The organism is Bacillus sp. FSL P2-0099 (assembly GCF_038007445.1).
Classification (GTDB): domain Bacteria; phylum Bacillota; class Bacilli; order Bacillales; family Bacillaceae_G; genus Bacillus_A; species Bacillus_A mycoides.
Map to the genome: position 1 here is coordinate 5314477 of NZ_JBBOXE010000001.1, position 18397 is coordinate 5332873.

Sequence of the window (18397 nt, forward strand, 5' to 3'; positions counted from 1 at the left end):
AATAATTATTATATATATAAAGTTGATTTACAAACTTTATATGCGGTAAACTTATACAGATGTTCTTATGATCTTCTTCCTTACAAAAAGATTTACATAATAAAATTTGAGGAGTTTAAATTCTATGATGGAACAAAACCAACTCGTCTCAGTTGTTATACCTCTATACAATGCAGAGAAATATATTGAAGAGACAATCCAATCGATATTAGATCAAACATATAAAACTATTGAAATTGTAATTGTAGATGATGGAAGCAAAGATCAATCACCTTCCATCGTAAAAAAACTTGTACAAAAGTACCCCGGACAAATAAAATACGTCCCACAAGAAAATCAAGGCGTTTCAGTTGCTCGTAATACAGGAATTGAAAACGCTAGCGGAGAATATGTTGCTTTTCTTGATAGTGATGATTTATGGCATCCAACAAAAATCGAAAAACAAGTTGAAAGCATGCATACAAACAACATGAACGCTTGTTATTGTGGCTATATGAACTTTTACGAAGAGACTGGTGAAAAAGTTGAGCACACGACAAACTTTATTAAAGGTGATATGACAAAGGCTTTCTTAACGCATCAAGTTGTTGCGCAAACAAGTACTTGGATTTTCAAAAGATCTATCGTGATGGATCATAACATTCGTTTCACACCAGGGTGTAGCTGGGGAGAAGATTTAGAATTTCTATTTAAATTAATGAGCGTTACAAATGTATGCTATGTAGATGAATATTTAACATATTATCGAATCTTATCCGAAGGAAATCTTTCTTCAAAGTATAAAGATTATGAATTAAAAACAGCAAAAGAATTAGAAGTATTTAATCGAATGAAAGATTGGGTTCATAATAAATCAAAAGACTTGATCGTGAATGATTCTACAGAACTTATTGAAATCCTTGAAACTTATCTATTCCCATATACAGTCATTAACAATGCTTGTATATACATTAAAGGAAGCTCTAAGTTAGATAAATCACAAGTTCAATTAATCAAGGGCGATATAAATAAATATTGTCGCAAAATTTATTCGAAAAATGGAAAACGAAGCAAAAAGCTATACGCAATGCTTTGGTTTGTACGAATAAAGTTTATGTTTTCTTAAATAAAGAATACGCTTTTAAACATACTTTCCGTAAACAAATCAAATTTACAAATAGGACGAAGTGCGTCCTGAAAAATAGAAAGGTCTTGTTCCATGAAAACAAATAAAATCCTTAAAAACGCCTCCTACCTATTTGTAGGAAATATTACTGTTCGATTTGTACTTGCTATTGCGACGATTTTCTTTGCAAGATATGTTTCACCAGATGAGTATGGGATGTTTACAGTTGCATTAGCAGTTTCTGCTGTCATTTGTTATTTTACAGATGCAGGTTTGACACATACGTTTATGCGTGAAGGAACGAGAAGTGACGCTAACATTAGCGTATTAATAAGTAGTTATTTACGTATTCGTTTAGTATTAGCTATCGTAATTTCTGTGCTCTTCGCTATTTTCGCTCAGTTCTTCTACACTGATGCTTACTTACGTGCCATGGTATATTGGGTCGTACTACCAACCATGTTTGGAGCCACTTTACAAGGGGTTGGGATGGCTTATTTCCAAGTAACAGAGCGTATGCAATTTACAGCGATTATTTCTGTACTACAAGGTGTGACAGCCGCAGCCGCTCTTCTGCTAGGGATGTCATTTCAATGGTCACTTATGATGGTCGCTGCCATGTACGGAATATCTAGCCTTGTAACAGGAGCCATTGCCTTTATAATGACAATCCGCTATACAACAATTCATAAGGGCTGGGATAAAGGCATCTTAGATCAATTACTCATTTTCACAATCAATGGCGTTATCATTATGCTTTTGCCGCAGTTAGGTCCCATTATATTAGAAAAAGTTTCAGCGAATGAGCAAGTTGGATTCTTTGGTGCTGCATCAAAAATACCTGCTGTACTTTATCAAATACCGGGCGTAATTGCAGCGGCCTTTTATCCAAAGTTATTTGCTTTTGGAAATGAAAAGAATATTGATGAACATAGAAAACTATCTCAGTTCGAATTAAAACTTATGTCTTTCTTAGGAATGGGAATTTCGATTCCATTTATCGCCGACCCAAGTTTTTGGATTGTTACTTTATTAGGTGAAAAATATGCACCAGCCGGTGATGCTCTTGCAATTTTAGCCTTTATGGTTATTTTACAATCTATCAACTATCCACTTGCTGATAATTTAACAACTATTGGTCAACAGTGGAAGCGTGCGACAACGATGGGAATTGGATTAGCTGTCGCTATCGTAAGTTACATCGTATTAGGTAGCCAATTTGGAATGATGGGAGCTGCGGGAGCTGCTATCATTACTGAGGTTACTTTATTAATCGGATTTACTTTATTCGTTCGTAAAGGATTTACATTACTATTCAAAGGGATTGTATTTAATACACTAGCATTTATAATCAGTTACGCCCTATACCGCACAGTATTAATTAACTTACCACCACTGGTAGCTCTAACACTTACTGGTATATTGTACGGTATTATTGGCCTTGCAATTGATCCACAAATACGCGGGTTGATTTTAGGATTTGTAAATAAAAAGCTAGGTAAGAAAATAGCATAAAAGCCAAGTTCTTTTTCATCTTTATGAAAAAGAACTTGGCTTTTTATTTATTACCCTCTACATATAAAATCGTTTCTTTTGTTCCTTCATAACACCAGCTCTTCTCGACGACATTTTTCATATCCCTCAATGTAATTAAACATCTTTCAATTACACTCTATATTTTCCCAGAAACAATGCAATGTTAATCTTGCAAAAATATACATTTTGAAAGGATAGCATTATACTCAAGAATTTAGTATCATGATTCAAGGTACTATTTCAAGTTGGACGGAGGATACTATGAGCTTATTAACAGTAGAAAAACTAGGCCATACATTTGGCGATCGCACATTATTTAAAGATGTATCCATGCGTTTACTAGCAGGAGAACATGTCGGATTAGTCGGTGCAAACGGTGTTGGTAAATCAACATTTATGAATATTATTACTGGTCAACTTATCCATGATGAAGGCCGTGTAGAATGGACACCTGGTACAAATTACAGTTACTTAGACCAGCATACAATTTTAACACCTGGTCGCACAATTCGTGATGTATTAGCTGACGCGTTTTTGCCTTTATTTGAAAAAGAAAAAGCTTTAAATGAAGTTGCAGAAAAAATGGGAACGGCAACACCGGAAGAATTAGAGGACCTTCTTGAGCAGATGGCAGAAATCCAAGATGCTCTCGAAGCAGGTGGTTTCTATTTACTAGATATGAAAATCGAAGAGGCAGCAAGAGGTCTTGGAATTGATGCAATCGGTTTAGATCGTGATGTTTCAGCACTAAGTGGTGGACAACGTACAAAAGTATTACTTGCAAAGCTATTACTTGAGCAACCAGAAGTGTTATTACTCGATGAGCCTACTAACTATTTAGACGTTGAACATATTCATTGGTTAACTAATTATTTAAAAGAATATCCACATGCATTCTTATTAATTTCTCATGATACGGAATTTATGAACAAATGCGTTGATGTTATTTTCCATCTAGAATTTACAAAAATGACGCGCTATACAGCGACATACGAAAAATTCCTAGAGTTAGCCGAAATTAATAAAAATCAACATATAAATGCTTATGAAAAACAGAAAGAGTTTATTAAAAAGCAGGAAGACTTTATTGCAAAGAACAAAGCTCGTTATTCAACGACAGGTCGTGCAAAAAGTCGTCAAAAACAACTTGATCGCATGGAGCGTATTGATCGTCCTGAAACAGCAATTAAGCCAGAGTTCTCATTTAAAGAGTGTCGTGCAAGTAGCCGTTTCGTCTTTGAAGGTGAAGATGTAGAAATCGGATATACACATCCGTTATTACCAAAACTAACAATGACAATTGAACGCGGTGAAAAAATTGCCATCGTTGGTTGTAATGGTGTTGGTAAATCAACATTACTAAAAACGATTTTAGGAAAAATTAAACCTTTAAGCGGTAAAACAAGTCTTGGTGACTTCTTAGAGCCTGCATACTTCGAGCAAGAAGTAAAAGCTGATAATATAACACCAATTGATGACGTTTGGAACACATTCCCTAGCATGGACCAACATCAAGTTCGTGCAATGTTAGCGAAATGCGGATTAAAAAATGAGCATATCTCTCGCCCGCTAAATCAATTAAGTGGTGGCGAACAAGCAAAAGTTCGTTTATGTAAGTTAATGGGTGAAGAAAGTAACTGGATCCTATTTGATGAGCCAACAAACCATCTTGATGTTACAGCAAAGGAAGAACTTCAAAAAGCTCTGAAGGCATATAAAGGGACAATCCTTCTTGTATGTCACGAACCAGAATTTTATGAAGGCTGGATTACAAAAACTTGGAATGTTGAAGAATGGTCACAAAATAATTCTTAATTATAATAGAAAATCCTTGCGTTCTATATGCAAGGATTTTTTATATTATAGTATGCCGTAAGCCTCAATCGAAACTCATTTAAACTAGGATATACCGCTAAATTAGCAAGCATACCTCTAATGACTGGAATTCTTGGATTTTGCAATCTCATTTCTGCTTCTAAAACATCTAAAGTTACAAGTAACTCATCATTTTCTAATTGATCAGTTAATGTTCGTTTAAATACAATAATTTCACTTAGAAAATGTTCCTTCACCTGTTCCTTAATAAGCTCGGAACTACAAAGAAATTCTCCTAGTCTCTCTTCATGTAGGACAGGTTCCTCCGAAGATTCTAGAAGCCCCTCTACTAAATTGTCTATCCTTTTTAAAATAAAAGCTGAGACATAGGACAAATCAATTTCTGGTGCATTTAAAATAATTAATTCTAAATACCCACGGCATATCCCTTCCACCATAATTACTAGATCTAACAAGTATGGAATAACCTTTTCACCATAAATGGACAGTAAGCTATTCCGATAAAATGCATGAGACTCTAATTTCATCCTCATCATAAACTCTTCTACTTCTTTATTAAACGGAATTGCATTTTCTCTTGCATGCATAATAATAAATTCTTTATGTTTTTGCACATCAGTAAACTGACAATATAATTGTTTTTCAAATTTTTCACGTGGTAATAAAGATTCTTTTTCAATATCCAGCATTTTCTTCTGAATCTTGTCATAATAATATCGAAGTGTGGCCAATAATAACTCGTCTTTTGATTTGAAATATAAATAAAAAGCTCCTTTTGATATACCACATGCGGTTACGATTTCTTGTACTGACGTTGCATTTACACCCTTAGTTGCAAATAACCTCATAGCCATCTCTATAATTAAGCGCTCTTTTTCTTTCATATTCTCTCTCCTAAATTTAATCTCGCATCTTATGTAAATTCAAACTTGATTTTATTCCACATTAACTGAAAATAAAACTCCCCATCTAAAATTTAATGGAGTAAATGGTTTATATAGAAGCCTCTCCATCTATAAAATTCGGTTAGTAAAAGCCAATGATCAGAAAAAGAATAGGAAACCGACTACTTACAGTTTGATTTTATTATACCATCTCTTTTCATTGACGACTGACCAATCGGTCAGTTATATTATGTATTAGACTGACCAATTGGTCAATATAATAAAAAGGGAGCGCAAACATGAACAAAATCATCAATTTCACGTTAAAAAATAAGTTCGCAGTTTGGCTACTAACCATTATTGTTACTATTGCGGGTATTTATTCTGGACTCAATATGAAGCTGGAGACAATTCCTGATATTACAACACCGATTGTAACAGTAACCACGGTTTATCCTGGTGCTACACCAGAAGAAGTAGCTGATAAAATTTCAAAACCAATGGAAGAGCAACTCCAAAATTTAAGCGGTGTAAACGTTGTTAGTTCATCATCTTATCAAAACGCATCTTCTATTCAGGTAGAATATGATTTTGATAAAAATATGGAAAAAGCCGAAACGGAAATTAAAGAATCGCTCGCAAACGTGAAACTGCCAGAAGGTGTGAAAGACCCGAAAGTCTCACGAGTAAACTTTAATGCCTTTCCTGTTATTTCATTAAGCGTAGCGAGTAAAAATGAATCTTTAGCTGCCTTAACAGAAAATGTAGAAAAAAATGTTGTTCCTGGATTAAAAGGACTTGATGGTGTCGCATCTGTTCAAATCGCAGGTCAACAAGTAGACGAAGTACAGCTTGTCTTCAAAAAAGATAAGATGAAAGAATTAGGTTTAAGTGAAGATACTGTAAAAAATATGGTTAAAGGTTCGGACGTATCGTTACCACTTGGCTTATATACATTTAAAGATACGGAAAAATCAGTTGTTGTCGATGGTAACATTACAACAATTAAAGCATTAAAAGAATTAAAAATTCCAGCTATCCCTTCATCACCGAATGGTCAAGGTAGCCAAAACGCTGGTGCTGGAACACAAGCACCACAGATGAATCCGGCCGCTATGAATGGCATACCAACGGTTACATTAGAAGAGATTGCTGATATTAAAGAAGTTGGAAAAGCGGAATCCATTTCTCGAACGAATGGAAAAGAAGCAATCGGTATTCAAATTGTGAAGGCTGCTGATGCGAATACAGTTGATGTTGTAAATGCAGTTAAAGATAAAGTAAAAGACCTTGAGAAAAAATATAAAGACTTAGAGATTATTTCAACATTCGATCAAGGTGCGCCTATTGAAAAATCAGTCGAAACAATGCTTAGCAAAGCTATTTTCGGTGCTATCTTTGCGATTGTTATTATTATGTTGTTCCTGCGAAACATTCGAACAACACTAATCTCTGTCGTTTCTATACCACTTTCTTTATTAATTGCAGTTTTAGTAATAAAACAAATGGATATTACCCTTAACATTATGACACTTGGAGCAATGACAGTTGCTATTGGACGCGTTGTTGATGACTCAATTGTTGTTATTGAAAATATTTACCGACGTATGTCTTTATCAGAAGAGAAATTACGTGGGAAAGATTTAATTCGTGAAGCTACGAAAGAAATGTTTATCCCGATTATGTCTTCTACAATTGTAACAATCGCTGTATTCTTACCTCTTGGGCTTGTAAAGGGTATGATTGGTGAAATGTTCTTACCATTTGCTTTAACAATTGTTTTTGCCCTACTTGCTTCCTTACTTGTGGCAGTTACAATTGTGCCGATGCTAGCACATTCCTTATTTAAGAAGGAAAGCATGAGAGAAAAAGAAGTACATCATGAGGAAAAACCAAGCAAATTAGCAAACGGCTATAAACGTATACTTGAATGGGCGTTAAACCATAAAATTATTACATCAAGTATCACAGTCCTCCTATTAGTAGGCAGCCTTGCACTTGTACCAATCATCGGTGTCAGCTTCTTACCATCTGAAGAAGAAAAAATGATTATCGCAACGTACAAACCTGAGCCAGGTCAAACGTTAGACGACGTTGAAAAAATTGCAACGAAAGCTGAAAAGCATTTCCAAGATAAAAAAGACGTCAAAACGATTCAATTCTCATTAGGCGGCGAAAACCCAATGAGCCCTGGTCAAACAAATCAAGCGATGTTCTTCGTTCAATATGATAACGATACGAAAAACTTTGAAAAAGAGAAAGAACAAGTCGTTAAAGATTTACAAAAGATGTCTGGAAAAGGTGAATGGAAAAACCAAGATTTTGGAGCAGGTGGCGGTAGTAACGAAATTAAGCTATACGTTTATGGAGATAGCTCTGAAGAAATTAAGCCTGTCGTGAAAGACATTCAAAATATCATGAAGAAAAATAAAGATTTAAAAGACATAGACTCTAGTGTTGCAAAAACATATGCAGAATATACTTTAGTCGCTGATCAAGAAAAGTTAAGTAAAATGGGGCTAACTGCTGCTCAAATTGGAATGGGACTTTCTAATCAACATGACCGCCCTGTTCTTACAACAATTAAAAAAGATGATAAAGATATAAATGTATATGTAGAAACTGAAAAACAAAACTATGAAACGATCGATGACTTAACAAATCGTAAAATTACAACACCACTTGGTAATGAAGTTGCTGTTAAAGATGTTATGACTGTAAAAGAAGGTGAAACTTCTAACACAGTAACACATCGTGATGGCCGTGTTTATGCGGAAGTTAGTGCAAAACTAACATCTGATGACGTTTCAAAAGCATCTGCCGCTGTTCAAAAAGAAGTAGATAAAATGGATCTTCCTTCTGGTATAGATGTTTCTATGGGTGGTGTTACACAAGATATTCAAGAATCATTCAAACAACTTGGCTTAGCGATGTTAGCTGCGATTGCCATTGTATACTTCGTTCTTGTTGTTACATTTGGCGGTGCCCTTGCACCATTCGCAATTTTATTCTCGCTACCATTCACAATCATTGGTGCACTCGTTGCCTTATTAATCTCTGGCGAAACGTTAAGCGTATCTGCGATGATTGGGGCTCTTATGCTAATTGGTATCGTTGTAACGAACGCAATCGTGCTCATTGACCGTGTTATTCATAAAGAAAATGACGGCCTATCAACACGTGAAGCATTATTAGAAGCTGGTACAACACGCCTGCGTCCTATCTTAATGACTGCAATTGCAACAATCGGGGCTCTTATCCCGCTTGCATTAGGATTTGAAGGTAGCGGCTTAATTTCTAAAGGACTTGGCGTAACAGTAATTGGTGGATTAACAAGTTCAACGTTATTAACACTTCTTATTGTTCCAATCGTTTATGAAGCATTAAGCAAATTTAAAAAGAAAAAAGTAAAATAAAAAAATAACCTCGCTGACTGCGAGGTTATTTTTTATTCCCAAACAAGATTAGGAAATCACCATATCCTTCTTTTTCTAAATCTTCTTTTTGAATAAAGCGTAGCGCTGCCGAATTAATACAATAACGAAGGCCGTTTTGTCCTGGGCCGTCTGGAAATACATGCCCAAGATGTGAATCTCCTTCTTTACTTCTCACTTCCGTACGCGTCATATTATGGCTAACATCCATTCTTTCTTTCACACTAGCTGACATAACTGGTTTCGTAAAACTCGGCCATCCACAGCCGCTATCGAACTTATCGAAAGAAGTAAATAATGGTTCCCCCGAAACAATATCTACATAAAGCCCTTCTTCTTTATGATTCCAATACTCATTTTGAAAAGGCGGTTCTGTCCCATTTTCCTGTGTTACATAAAACTGCATCTCGTTTAATCTTTCTTTTAAATGAGCATTATTCTTTGGCCAATGTTGTTTAATAAAAGCATCTCGACCTGAGCCTTTACGATATAACTCATAGCGAAATGTATTCTTCTTATAATATCCTTGGTGATATTCTTCAGCTGGATAAAACGTAGCAGCTGGCAATATTTTTGTCACAATTGGCTTCGAAAAATTCCCACTTTTCTCGAGCTCTTCTTTTGAAGCCTCTGCCTTTTTATGTTGTTCTTCATTATGATAAAAAATCACCGTTTCATAAGACTGTCCACGGTCGTGGAATTGTCCCCCTATATCAGTCGGGTCAATTTGTCTCCAATATATATTTAACAACTCTTCATACGGCATTTTATTTGCATCAAATGTAATTTGTACTGCTTCATAATGCCCAGTTGTTTCCGAGCACACTTCTTTATACGTTGGATCCTCTTTATGGCCACCTGTATAGCCTGAAACAACCTGTATAATCCCTTCCATCTCTTCAAATGGCGAAACCATACACCAGAAACACCCTCCGGCAAACGTAGCTAACTCTATCTTTTCATTTACAGCCATTATTTCACCCCTATTCTATCTTCTCCTTACAGTATGGCATAAGGAACGTCATGTTATAAAAGAAAAAGCATCGAACATCGATGCTTTTTCTTTACTTCACTTTATTTTTTTCCAACGTCCTTCTCCATTTCATCACTTGTCACATCTAAGACATCTAATAAGAAAATGAAGATTGGAATACCGATAATAAGTCCCCACACACCTAAGAAATGCTCAGAGAAAATTAATATCATAAATGTGTAGAAGATTGGTAAGTTTGTTTTTTGAGACATAAACTTCGGATTTAATACATAACTCTCAAGTGCATGAATTACTGTTACGATAACTACAATATAAACGACATACATAATACCGCCAATATTGTAAGCAATCATACAGAGTGGGAATAACGAGATAATAACACCCGCCACTGGAATTAAACCAAGCAAGAAAATCATTAACGCTAAACCTAGTAATTGCGGGAATCCTAATATCCATAATGCAATAACAGATAAAACACAGTTAACAATTGCAATTAAAAATTGTGCTTCGATTACTTTTCCAAATGAACGTGCAAATTTCTTTCCGAAATACTCTATTTCGTTATAGAAAATTGCAAGTCGGCTTTCTTTAAATTTTGAAGTAAAAGCAACGATACGTGCTTTTTCAAGTAAGAAAAATAAGCTTAAAATTACAGAAAGTAAAACTTGAAGGCCAAATTTCCCAACATTCGTAATAGATTTATACAAAATGTCTACGCCTTGCCCCACATATTTAGAAAGCTCCATATGATTAACAGCATTAACTGCATACTTAATTAATTCACTATCAGGTGGATTTCTTAAAAATACATTAAATTGATAAATCAATTGTGAAATTTGTATTGTTAATACCGGTAAATATTTAAATAGCGTAATGGCAATTCCTGCCACTAACATTACATATAAAAGCGCTATAATAATTTTTCGATTAATTGGCATGAAATGATCTAATTTACGAGAAATAAACTTTTGGAATCGATCCATTAAATACGTCAACATAAACGTAATTAAAATTAAATTTAACATACTTTGCATCCCATACAATATGAGAGCAAGTAATACTAATACGATTAACCTCTGAAATCCTTTGCTTTGAAACAGGTTTTTTATTTGCATAATCGACGAGTACTCTCTCCTGTCCTATAAAGTAAAACGTTAACAAGTAGATCTCTCTCTATTCTCTACTTATAATTATCCTTTAATATTAAAGCCATTGCGAGCAATTTATATTCAACCCTAACCACCCGTTAATTGTGCTATATATTATGTTACTTCTTATTTTACAATACAATGACCTATTTCAGAACGCATTATACGTAGTATTAATGAAGATTTAAGGAAACTTTTATCCTTCAATAGGTCTTACCACTACTGTAACATAAAAAGCAAGCTATCAGTAGAAATCCGTCCTACAAATAACTTGCTTTTATATTTTTTTTAGTAAGTTTTATCATCCAATAAACGGCATGAACATTGGAATAACCACCACCGTTACGACACCAACCACTGTCACAGCGATACTGGCCATAGCTGCTTCTACTTCACCCATTTCGATACCTACTGCAACCCCTAACGCATGTCCTGCTGTTCCAAGCGCTAAACCTTTAGCAATCGGGTGTTTCACTCTAAATGTTTTTAAGAATAACGCACCTAATGCGTATACGATAACAGCATTAAAAATAACTGCAAATGATGTAATTGCTGGAATACCACCGATACTTTCAGAGATTGGTAATGCAATTGCTGTTGTTGCTGCCTGCGGTAACATTGAGTTCATTACAGCTGTATCTAGACCAATTGCTTTTGCGACAATGAACACAACAACCACTGAACAAATAGATCCAACCACAATAGCCGATAAAATTTGCCACCAATATTTTTTTAACTTATCAACTTGTTTATATAATGGAATTGCAAACGCGATTGTTGCTGGTTCTAAGAAGAAGCTAATCATTTTTCCGCCAGTATTATATTCTTCAAAAGTAAAGTTACCTACTTTTAGAAAGACAATCCCTAATACCATCGCTACGAATAATGGTGTGAATAAGAAGAATCCTTTTGAATGCTTAAATAATAATGTTCCGATTCCGTATGCGATTAATGAAACGACGATTCCGAAATATGGAGTCATTGTGCTTGCCATGTTCATTCCCTCCTAACAATATATACTAAATTGGTTACGCAACTTTTCCGTGCTTGCGTCCTTTATTTACTACTTTCAATTCTTTCGTATCTTCTATTTCTTTATCGTCTTTTCCTAAAATAAATTGTGCAAATAATCCTGTTACAGCGAGTAAAATAATTGTTGCGACAACAATTACAGTTAAAATTTGTATAAAATATTGTCCCATTACACCGAGAGAATTAATAACCGAAATACCTGATGGAACGAAAAGGAATCCGATAATACCTGTTAAAGCCGTTCCGAATGATTCAACTTGTTCCAATTTAATAACTTTTAAACATAATAGGCTAAATAAAATAACTAATCCGATCACCGATGAAGGCATCGGAATTGGTAAATGCGTTGCAATAATATTAGAAACTAACATAATAGCTGAAAATATGAATGCTTGTGATAAGAAACTATATACTTTTTTCGTACTCATTTTGGCCACCTCTTTCGATTTGGTACCTTTATTGTATAAGATAAAAATAAAACTGTAAGCGTTTACATAACAGAACGTCAAATATACAAAATTAGTTACAAAAATAGGCAGACGAAATACAAAAAGCTGCTTCTTAAATACGAAGCAGCTTTTTAAGTTCTTTTGCATATGTACGGCTAACCGGGACTTTGGATCCCTCTTTCATAATTAAGTTATAAGTCGAATTAAACCACGGCTGTATCTCAGAAATATGATTAATATTAGCAACGAAACTACGATGAACACGCATAAAAATTGTTTGTGGTAATTTCTTTTCCAAAATGACAAGCGTATCATGTGTTACATATGTTTCTTTCATTGTTTTTACAGTTACTTTCCCATCTACAAGCCCTACATAAATAATATCTTCAATGTTAACAAGTACAATTGATTCCTCAATTGGTAATGCTAATTTATGCATCTCGGCCGTTACATCTACACTCTTTACATCTTGCTTTGTTTCTAACTTTATTTGCTTTTGTTTTTTATATTTCTTTAATGTCTGTACGATACGTTCTTCATCAAATGGCTTTAAAATGTAGTCTAACGCATCTACTTCAAATGCTTGCAATGCATATTGATCATAGGCAGTAGCAAACACAATTGAAGGCGGATTTTTCATTTTCTTTAATATATTTGCGATTTCAAATCCATTATCATCAGATAACTGAATATCTAGAAAAACAATATCTGGTTTGTTTTTCATTAATTCTTCTAATGCATCCTCTACACAATCCGCCTCACCAATTATCTCTACTTCTTTTGTTTTCTCTAATAAATATTTCAATTCATCCCGTGCTAACATTTCATCATCAACTACTAATACTTTTAACACTCCGTTTTTCCTCCTCTACTTTTTTCGGAATCACAAAGAGGATCTTTGTCCCTTGCTCTAATTCACTTTCAATTTGAAGCATTGTCTCTTTCCCAAATAACCCGATAAGTCGTTCATTAATATTATATAAGGCTGTTCCCGTCCCTTTCTTTGATGGAACTACCATTTTTCCTAATTGCTCTAGACGTTCACTCTCAATCCCTTGTCCATTATCCTTTACTTCAAAGTGAACCATCCCTTCTTTTTCAAACACATGTACCTCGACTTGGCACACTGGCTGCTTTTTCGGAAAAGCATGGCGCAATGCATTTTCAACTAATAGCTGAAGCACAAATGGTGGAACTAAAGTCACCTTTAGTGCCTCTTCAATGTACATCTTCACTTCATACTTATTCGGAAACCTCGCTTGCTCTAACGATAAATATGCATGTACATGATTCAACTCTTGTTCTAATGGAATAAGTAATTGTCGTGCCCCTTGCAAATTACAACGAAAATAAACGCTAAGCTGCAATAATAATTTTCTCGCTTTCTCTACATCTGTTCGGCATAAAGCTGATACTGTATTAATTGCATTAAATAAAAAATGCGGATTGATTTGTGCTTGCAACGCTTTTATTTCGGCATCTTGCAATAACTTACTTTGTAACTCAGCTTCACCTAACTCAAGCTGTGTGGAGAATATTTTCGCTAGCCCTTCCGCTAACTCTTCTTCAACACGACTTAATTGATTAGGGTTTTTAAAATAAAGTTTTAATGTTCCTATCGTATTTCCATGTGAAGTTAATGGAATAACAACTGCCGCTTGTAATGGACACCCTTCATGTTGACAATTAATAATCTCACGTGATTTTGCCTTCATTATTTTCCCTGTTTTTAATACTTCTTTTGATAAACCTGTTATTAAACTGTGTGAAGGAATATGATGATCTGATGCTAATCCAACGTGAGCTAAGATTTCCTCTGTATCTGTTAAGGATACCGCATCTGTTCCCGTAAAGCGGTGAATAATTTGTGCCACATGTTTACAAGACTCTTCTGTTAACCCTTGGCGGAAATATGGTAACGTCTTATCAGCAATTCGTAATACTTTATGCGTTTGCAAAGCTTTTGCGTTTTCTTCTTGTCGTAAAATAGCTAGTATCATCGAAAGTAAAATGAAACTGCCAAAACTATTTACAAGAATCATCGGTAGCGCAATTGTTTTTACAACACTAAGTCCATCTTCTATAATTAATAGAATCATAAGCATTTCTAAAGTAACGATAAAAACACTTAAAATCGCAGAAAATTTAGGCGTAATTACACGATTATATTTTTTGAAAATGTATCCAATATACCCCGTTATAACACCTGCTAAAATTGATGAGATTGCACAACTGAGCGCTGTCGTCCCGCCAAGCATATAACGGTGAATACCCGCAATCGATCCCACTCCAATACCGACGATAGGACCACCAAGCAATCCACTAATTCCAACACCCATAATACGTGTATTCGCAATTGTACTAGATGACGAAACACCTTGTAGCCAATTTTCTTTCATAATTGTATTCCCGGCAATTTCAATTCCTGTGTAATTGCTGACAATTGTAAACACTGAAAAAATACAAATAAGCTTAAGCTTATCTACATACCCATCTTGTCTATGAAGAAGGCGCCTGAACGTTTTAATATGAGAAAGTAAAAATCCTAAAATAACAATAAGTCCGACACGTTCAATCATCATAAGTACTAAATTTAGCATCTGTGATTCATTCCTTTTTATATTAGTTAGTTTTATTATGGGAAAATAATGAAGTGGGCGTCAAGAAGAATGCAATATCTTTTGAAATATTTTACACATAACTATCCCCTCTTTATTTGACAATCTAACAGTAGAGTGCTAAAAATAAAGTAATATAATACAGTCCTTTAACCCAACCCCGTGAGGTTGAGAAGGAAGTCGGAATATACTATACGTATGGTCTTTTTTAGGGATACGTATGCTTTTTTGGCCTTCTCATCATATCAGGTGAGAAGGCCTTTTGTTATTCTTCCATAGCGACTGTAGAAGAAAATAAGGAGGAGTAATGATGAACGTCACTACTGATGTACAATCAACAACAGAGGAAACGAAGGAGAAAAGATATAAAACATTGTTTGGTTCTGCGCTAGGATATGCAGCAGAAGGTTTAGATATGTTGCTCTTATCTTTCGTACTCGTCTACATTTTAAAAGAATTTCATTTAAGCCCTGTTGAAGGTGGAAACTTAACATTAGCTACCACAATAGGAATGCTAACCGGGTCTTATTTATTTGGATTTATTGCTGATTTATTTGGGCGTATCCGTACGATGGCCTTCACAATCTTACTATTCTCACTAGCAACAGCACTTATTTATTTTGCAACAGATTATTGGCAATTATTAATTCTTCGCTTTTTAGTTGGAATGGGGGTTGGTGGTGAATTCGGAATTGGAATGGCCATCGTAACTGAAACATGGTCTAAAGAAATGCGCGCTAAGGCGACATCCGTTGTTGCACTTGGATGGCAATTTGGCGTACTAGTCGCTTCACTCCTTCCGGCATTTATCGTCCCGCATTTTGGATGGAGAGCTGTTTTCTTATTTGGACTCATTCCCGCTCTATTAGCTGTTTACGTCCGCAAAAGTTTAAGTGAACCGAAAATATGGGAACAAAAACAACGATACAAAAAAGAATTGTTACAAAAAGAAGCTGAAGGTAATTTAACAACCACTGAAGCAGAACAACTAAAGCAAATAAAAAAGTTCCCACTTCGAAAGTTATTTGCCAATAAAAAAGTAACGATAACAACCATTGGTCTTATTATTATGTCATTTATCCAGAACTTCGGATATTATGGAATTTTCACTTGGATGCCAACTATTTTAGCAAATAAATATAATTACACGTTAGCAAAAGCGAGCGGTTGGATGTTCATCTCTACAATCGGCATGCTAATTGGAATTGCAACTTTTGGTATTCTAGCCGATAAAATTGGCCGCCGTAAAACTTTTACAATCTATTACGTCGGTGGTACTATATACTGTCTCATTTACTTCTTCTTATTCACAGACTCAACATCATTGTTATGGGGAAGTGCACTGCTTGGATTCTTTGCCAATGGCATGATGGGGGGATTCGGAGCAGTTTTAGCTGAAAACTATCCTGCTGAAGCTCGCTCGACAGCAGAGAACTTTATTTTCGGTACAGGACGTGGGTTAGCTGGATTTGGACCTGTTATTATCGGCTTACTTGCTGCAGGTGGTAATTTAATGGGAGCATTATCTCTCATCTTCATTATCTATCCAATCGGTTTAGTTACAATGCTATTATGTGTCCCAGAGACGAAAGATAAAGTATTAGAATAGATTGAAACTGTACGAAATGTTTATCCAAATACTGTCCCCTCAGGAAAAGTATTTGGATAAATAGCAAAGAGGAAGCATCTCAAATGAAATGCTTCCTCTTCTTATATAAATACAATTATTTATTTTGATTTACTAGCTTTTTGGAACAAGAAGCTAGTTTTATCTTCTTCTTTTACAATACCTTGTTTTAACGCTAATTCCCCTGCAACTTTAGGCGCTAGCCATAGCATTGGGAATAACAGAATAGATACCGGAACAGCCGTCACTACAATGAAGGATTGTAAGGCGTTAATACTTCCCTCACCCATATATAAAAGAATCGCCGCAACTGCGCCCATAATAAGCGACCAAAAAACTCGCAAACTAATTCTAGGATCTCCATCTCCAGTCACTGCCATTGAAATCGAATAAGCCATTGAATCTCCTGTTGTCACTACAAATAAAATTGTTAATAAAAGAAATGCAGGTCCAATAATATTAGATAGTGGCAGTTGCTCTGTAATTGCAATCATAGCCGCTGGCATACCAGATTCACTTAATGCGGTCGAGATAGAACCAGGATTCATTAACTCATAAAACACACCTGATCCCCCTAGTATAGTAAACCAAAACGTTGTAATAATGGGTGCAATAATTCCAATTGCAACGATGATTTCTCGGATTGTTCTTCCTCTTGAAATTCGGCTCACTAAAATTGCCATCATCGGTCCATATCCAATAAACCATCCCCAGAAAAAGATTGTCCACGATCCTAACCAAGCTGTATCACCACGATATGTGCTCATTGGAATAAATTTATTTATATAAAATCCAAACGAAGAAACAAATGAATCGATAATAAATCCACCTGGTCCAAATAGTAATACAAATACCATTAATAGAACTGCTAACCTAACATTTAAATTACTTATAATTTGAATCCCTTTATCAATTCCTGTTACCGCAGATATAGTAGAAACAGCTACTACACAAACAATAATGGCTAATTGAGTAGTAAACACATCAGGAATGTTAAACAATGCTTGTAACCCATAACTTGCTTGCAAGCCTAAAAATCCGATTGGACCAATCGTCCCTGCAGCTACCGCAATAATGGCAAATACATCGATCATTGTTCCAAGCCAACTCTTTCGCAATTTCTCTCCAAAAATAGGATATAAAAGCGTTCGAGGTTTTAAAGGCATATCTTTATGATAATGCCCGTACATCATAACTACCGCACTAATTGTACCTAAAATCGTCCAAGCCAGGAAACCCCAGTGCATATAACTTTGTGCTAAAGCCGGCATTACCGCTTCTTTCGTTCCAGCAGTTATACCTTCATGTATTGGTGGCACCGTCATCAAATGGTACATCGGCTCTGCGGCTGCCCAAAAAACGCCACCTCCAGCAAGTAATGTAGACATAATAATAGCGAGCCATTTTGTCGTACTAATCTCAGGTTTTTCTAGCCCCCCAAGTTTAACTCTCCCATATTTTGAAAACGCCATACACATTGCAACAACAAATGTACCAATTAATAAAACCTGCCAAAAGGCACCAAAATATTTAATTGAAGCTGCAAAACTGCTATTAATGGCTCCCTCTACGTAACTTTTATTTAAAATAACTGCAATTACAAATAATAAAAGTGAGCCACCACTAATAAGAAATACAGGCCAATCCGTTTTTCGACTCTTCATCCTCATTTACACTTCCTCCTTCCTCAGCAATCTAAAAAAACAACTTTATTATGTTTTCTTGTTTACACCC

The 18397-nt window shown here is 35.2% G+C and carries 13 protein-coding genes; 5 read left to right on the forward strand and 8 right to left on the reverse strand.

The annotated features are described in order from the left end of the window. Positions 1–124: 124 nt before the first annotated feature. The 3 genes from MKY90_RS27585 to MKY90_RS27595 all read left to right on the forward strand — a co-directional run bounded on the left by MKY90_RS27585 (position 125) and on the right by MKY90_RS27595 (position 4456). Positions 125–1105 (forward strand): glycosyltransferase family 2 protein, encoded by a 981-nt coding sequence (locus MKY90_RS27585; protein ID WP_341093169.1) that lies wholly within the window; start codon positions 125–127, stop codon positions 1103–1105. A 93-nt stretch (positions 1106–1198) separates the two neighbouring features. Next, on the forward strand, positions 1199–2620 hold the full coding sequence (locus MKY90_RS27590; RefSeq protein WP_098635868.1) for an oligosaccharide flippase family protein: 1422 nt from the start codon (positions 1199–1201) through the stop codon (positions 2618–2620). A gap of 282 nt (positions 2621–2902) precedes the next feature. Further along, on the forward strand, positions 2903–4456 hold the full coding sequence (locus MKY90_RS27595; RefSeq protein ID WP_002130147.1) for an ABC-F family ATP-binding cassette domain-containing protein: 1554 nt from the start codon (positions 2903–2905) through the stop codon (positions 4454–4456). 23 nt (positions 4457–4479) lie between these two features. Here the strand turns inward: MKY90_RS27595 and MKY90_RS27600 are convergent, their stop codons facing one another. Continuing rightward, a complete protein-coding gene (locus MKY90_RS27600; RefSeq protein WP_050000796.1) occupies positions 4480–5361 on the reverse strand; it encodes a TetR/AcrR family transcriptional regulator in 882 nt (293 codons plus the stop codon). A gap of 299 nt (positions 5362–5660) precedes the next feature. Between MKY90_RS27600 and MKY90_RS27605 the strand changes: the two genes are divergently transcribed. Further along, positions 5661–8777 carry an efflux RND transporter permease subunit gene (locus MKY90_RS27605; RefSeq protein ID WP_201057111.1) on the forward strand — a complete coding sequence of 1039 codons (3117 nt, stop codon included), beginning with the start codon at positions 5661–5663 and terminating at the stop codon, positions 8775–8777. 25 nt (positions 8778–8802) lie between these two features. On the opposite strand, the gene msrB is transcribed toward MKY90_RS27605, so the two are convergent. The 6 genes from msrB to lytS all read right to left on the reverse strand — a co-directional run bounded on the left by msrB (position 8803) and on the right by lytS (position 15018). After that, entirely contained in the window at positions 8803–9768 is a 966-nt protein-coding gene (gene msrB, locus MKY90_RS27610) for a peptide-methionine (R)-S-oxide reductase MsrB (RefSeq protein WP_341093173.1), read from the reverse strand. A 101-nt stretch (positions 9769–9869) separates the two neighbouring features. Further along, positions 9870–10904: an AI-2E family transporter gene (locus tag MKY90_RS27615; protein WP_002016425.1), complete on the reverse strand. Its 1035-nt coding sequence runs from the start codon at positions 10902–10904 to the stop codon at positions 9870–9872. Between the two features lie 334 nt (positions 10905–11238). Continuing rightward, complete coding sequence (lrgB, locus tag MKY90_RS27620) at positions 11239–11931, reverse strand: antiholin-like protein LrgB (RefSeq protein ID WP_000168872.1); 693 nt, start codon at positions 11929–11931, stop codon at positions 11239–11241. Positions 11932–11965: 34 nt separating this feature from the next. Further along, entirely contained in the window at positions 11966–12397 is a 432-nt protein-coding gene (gene lrgA / locus MKY90_RS27625; protein WP_002138935.1) for an antiholin-like murein hydrolase modulator LrgA, read from the reverse strand. A 133-nt stretch (positions 12398–12530) separates the two neighbouring features. Next, on the reverse strand, positions 12531–13271 hold the full coding sequence (locus tag MKY90_RS27630) for a LytR/AlgR family response regulator transcription factor (protein ID WP_002130151.1): 741 nt from the start codon (positions 13269–13271) through the stop codon (positions 12531–12533). Next, positions 13249–15018, reverse strand: coding sequence for a two-component system sensor histidine kinase LytS (gene lytS, locus MKY90_RS27635; protein ID WP_002130152.1), 1770 nt, complete (start codon positions 15016–15018; stop codon positions 13249–13251). Before lytS ends, MKY90_RS27630 begins: the two co-directional genes overlap by 23 nt. Positions 15019–15346: 328 nt before the next feature. Here lytS and MKY90_RS27640 point away from each other — a divergent pair, with 328 nt between their 5' ends. Beyond that, the gene (locus MKY90_RS27640; RefSeq protein ID WP_002167291.1) at positions 15347–16645 is read left to right on the forward strand and encodes an MFS transporter; all 1299 of its coding nucleotides are present in this window, start codon (positions 15347–15349) and stop codon (positions 16643–16645) included. A gap of 119 nt (positions 16646–16764) precedes the next feature. Here the strand turns inward: MKY90_RS27640 and MKY90_RS27645 are convergent, their stop codons facing one another. After that, the gene (locus tag MKY90_RS27645) at positions 16765–18333 is read right to left on the reverse strand and encodes a BCCT family transporter (protein WP_341093175.1); all 1569 of its coding nucleotides are present in this window, start codon (positions 18331–18333) and stop codon (positions 16765–16767) included. Between the last annotated feature and the right edge of the window lie 64 nt (positions 18334–18397).

Coding starts and splice junctions, on each gene's coding strand:
- MKY90_RS27590 (WP_098635868.1), top strand. CDS start 1,199: ATGAAAACAAATAAAATCCTTAAAAACGCCTCCTACCTATTTGTAGGA.
- lrgA (WP_002138935.1), bottom strand. CDS start 12,397: ATGAGTACGAAAAAAGTATATAGTTTCTTATCACAAGCATTCATATTT.
- MKY90_RS27640 (WP_002167291.1), top strand. CDS start 15,347: ATGAACGTCACTACTGATGTACAATCAACAACAGAGGAAACGAAGGAG.
- MKY90_RS27585 (WP_341093169.1), top strand. CDS start 125: ATGATGGAACAAAACCAACTCGTCTCAGTTGTTATACCTCTATACAAT.
- msrB (WP_341093173.1), bottom strand. CDS start 9,768: ATGGCTGTAAATGAAAAGATAGAGTTAGCTACGTTTGCCGGAGGGTGT.
- MKY90_RS27645 (WP_341093175.1), bottom strand. CDS start 18,333: ATGAGGATGAAGAGTCGAAAAACGGATTGGCCTGTATTTCTTATTAGT.
- MKY90_RS27615 (WP_002016425.1), bottom strand. CDS start 10,904: ATGCAAATAAAAAACCTGTTTCAAAGCAAAGGATTTCAGAGGTTAATC.
- MKY90_RS27600 (WP_050000796.1), bottom strand. CDS start 5,361: ATGAAAGAAAAAGAGCGCTTAATTATAGAGATGGCTATGAGGTTATTT.
- lrgB (WP_000168872.1), bottom strand. CDS start 11,931: ATGGCAAGCACAATGACTCCATATTTCGGAATCGTCGTTTCATTAATC.
- MKY90_RS27595 (WP_002130147.1), top strand. CDS start 2,903: ATGAGCTTATTAACAGTAGAAAAACTAGGCCATACATTTGGCGATCGC.
- MKY90_RS27605 (WP_201057111.1), top strand. CDS start 5,661: ATGAACAAAATCATCAATTTCACGTTAAAAAATAAGTTCGCAGTTTGG.
- lytS (WP_002130152.1), bottom strand. CDS start 15,018: ATGCTAAATTTAGTACTTATGATGATTGAACGTGTCGGACTTATTGTT.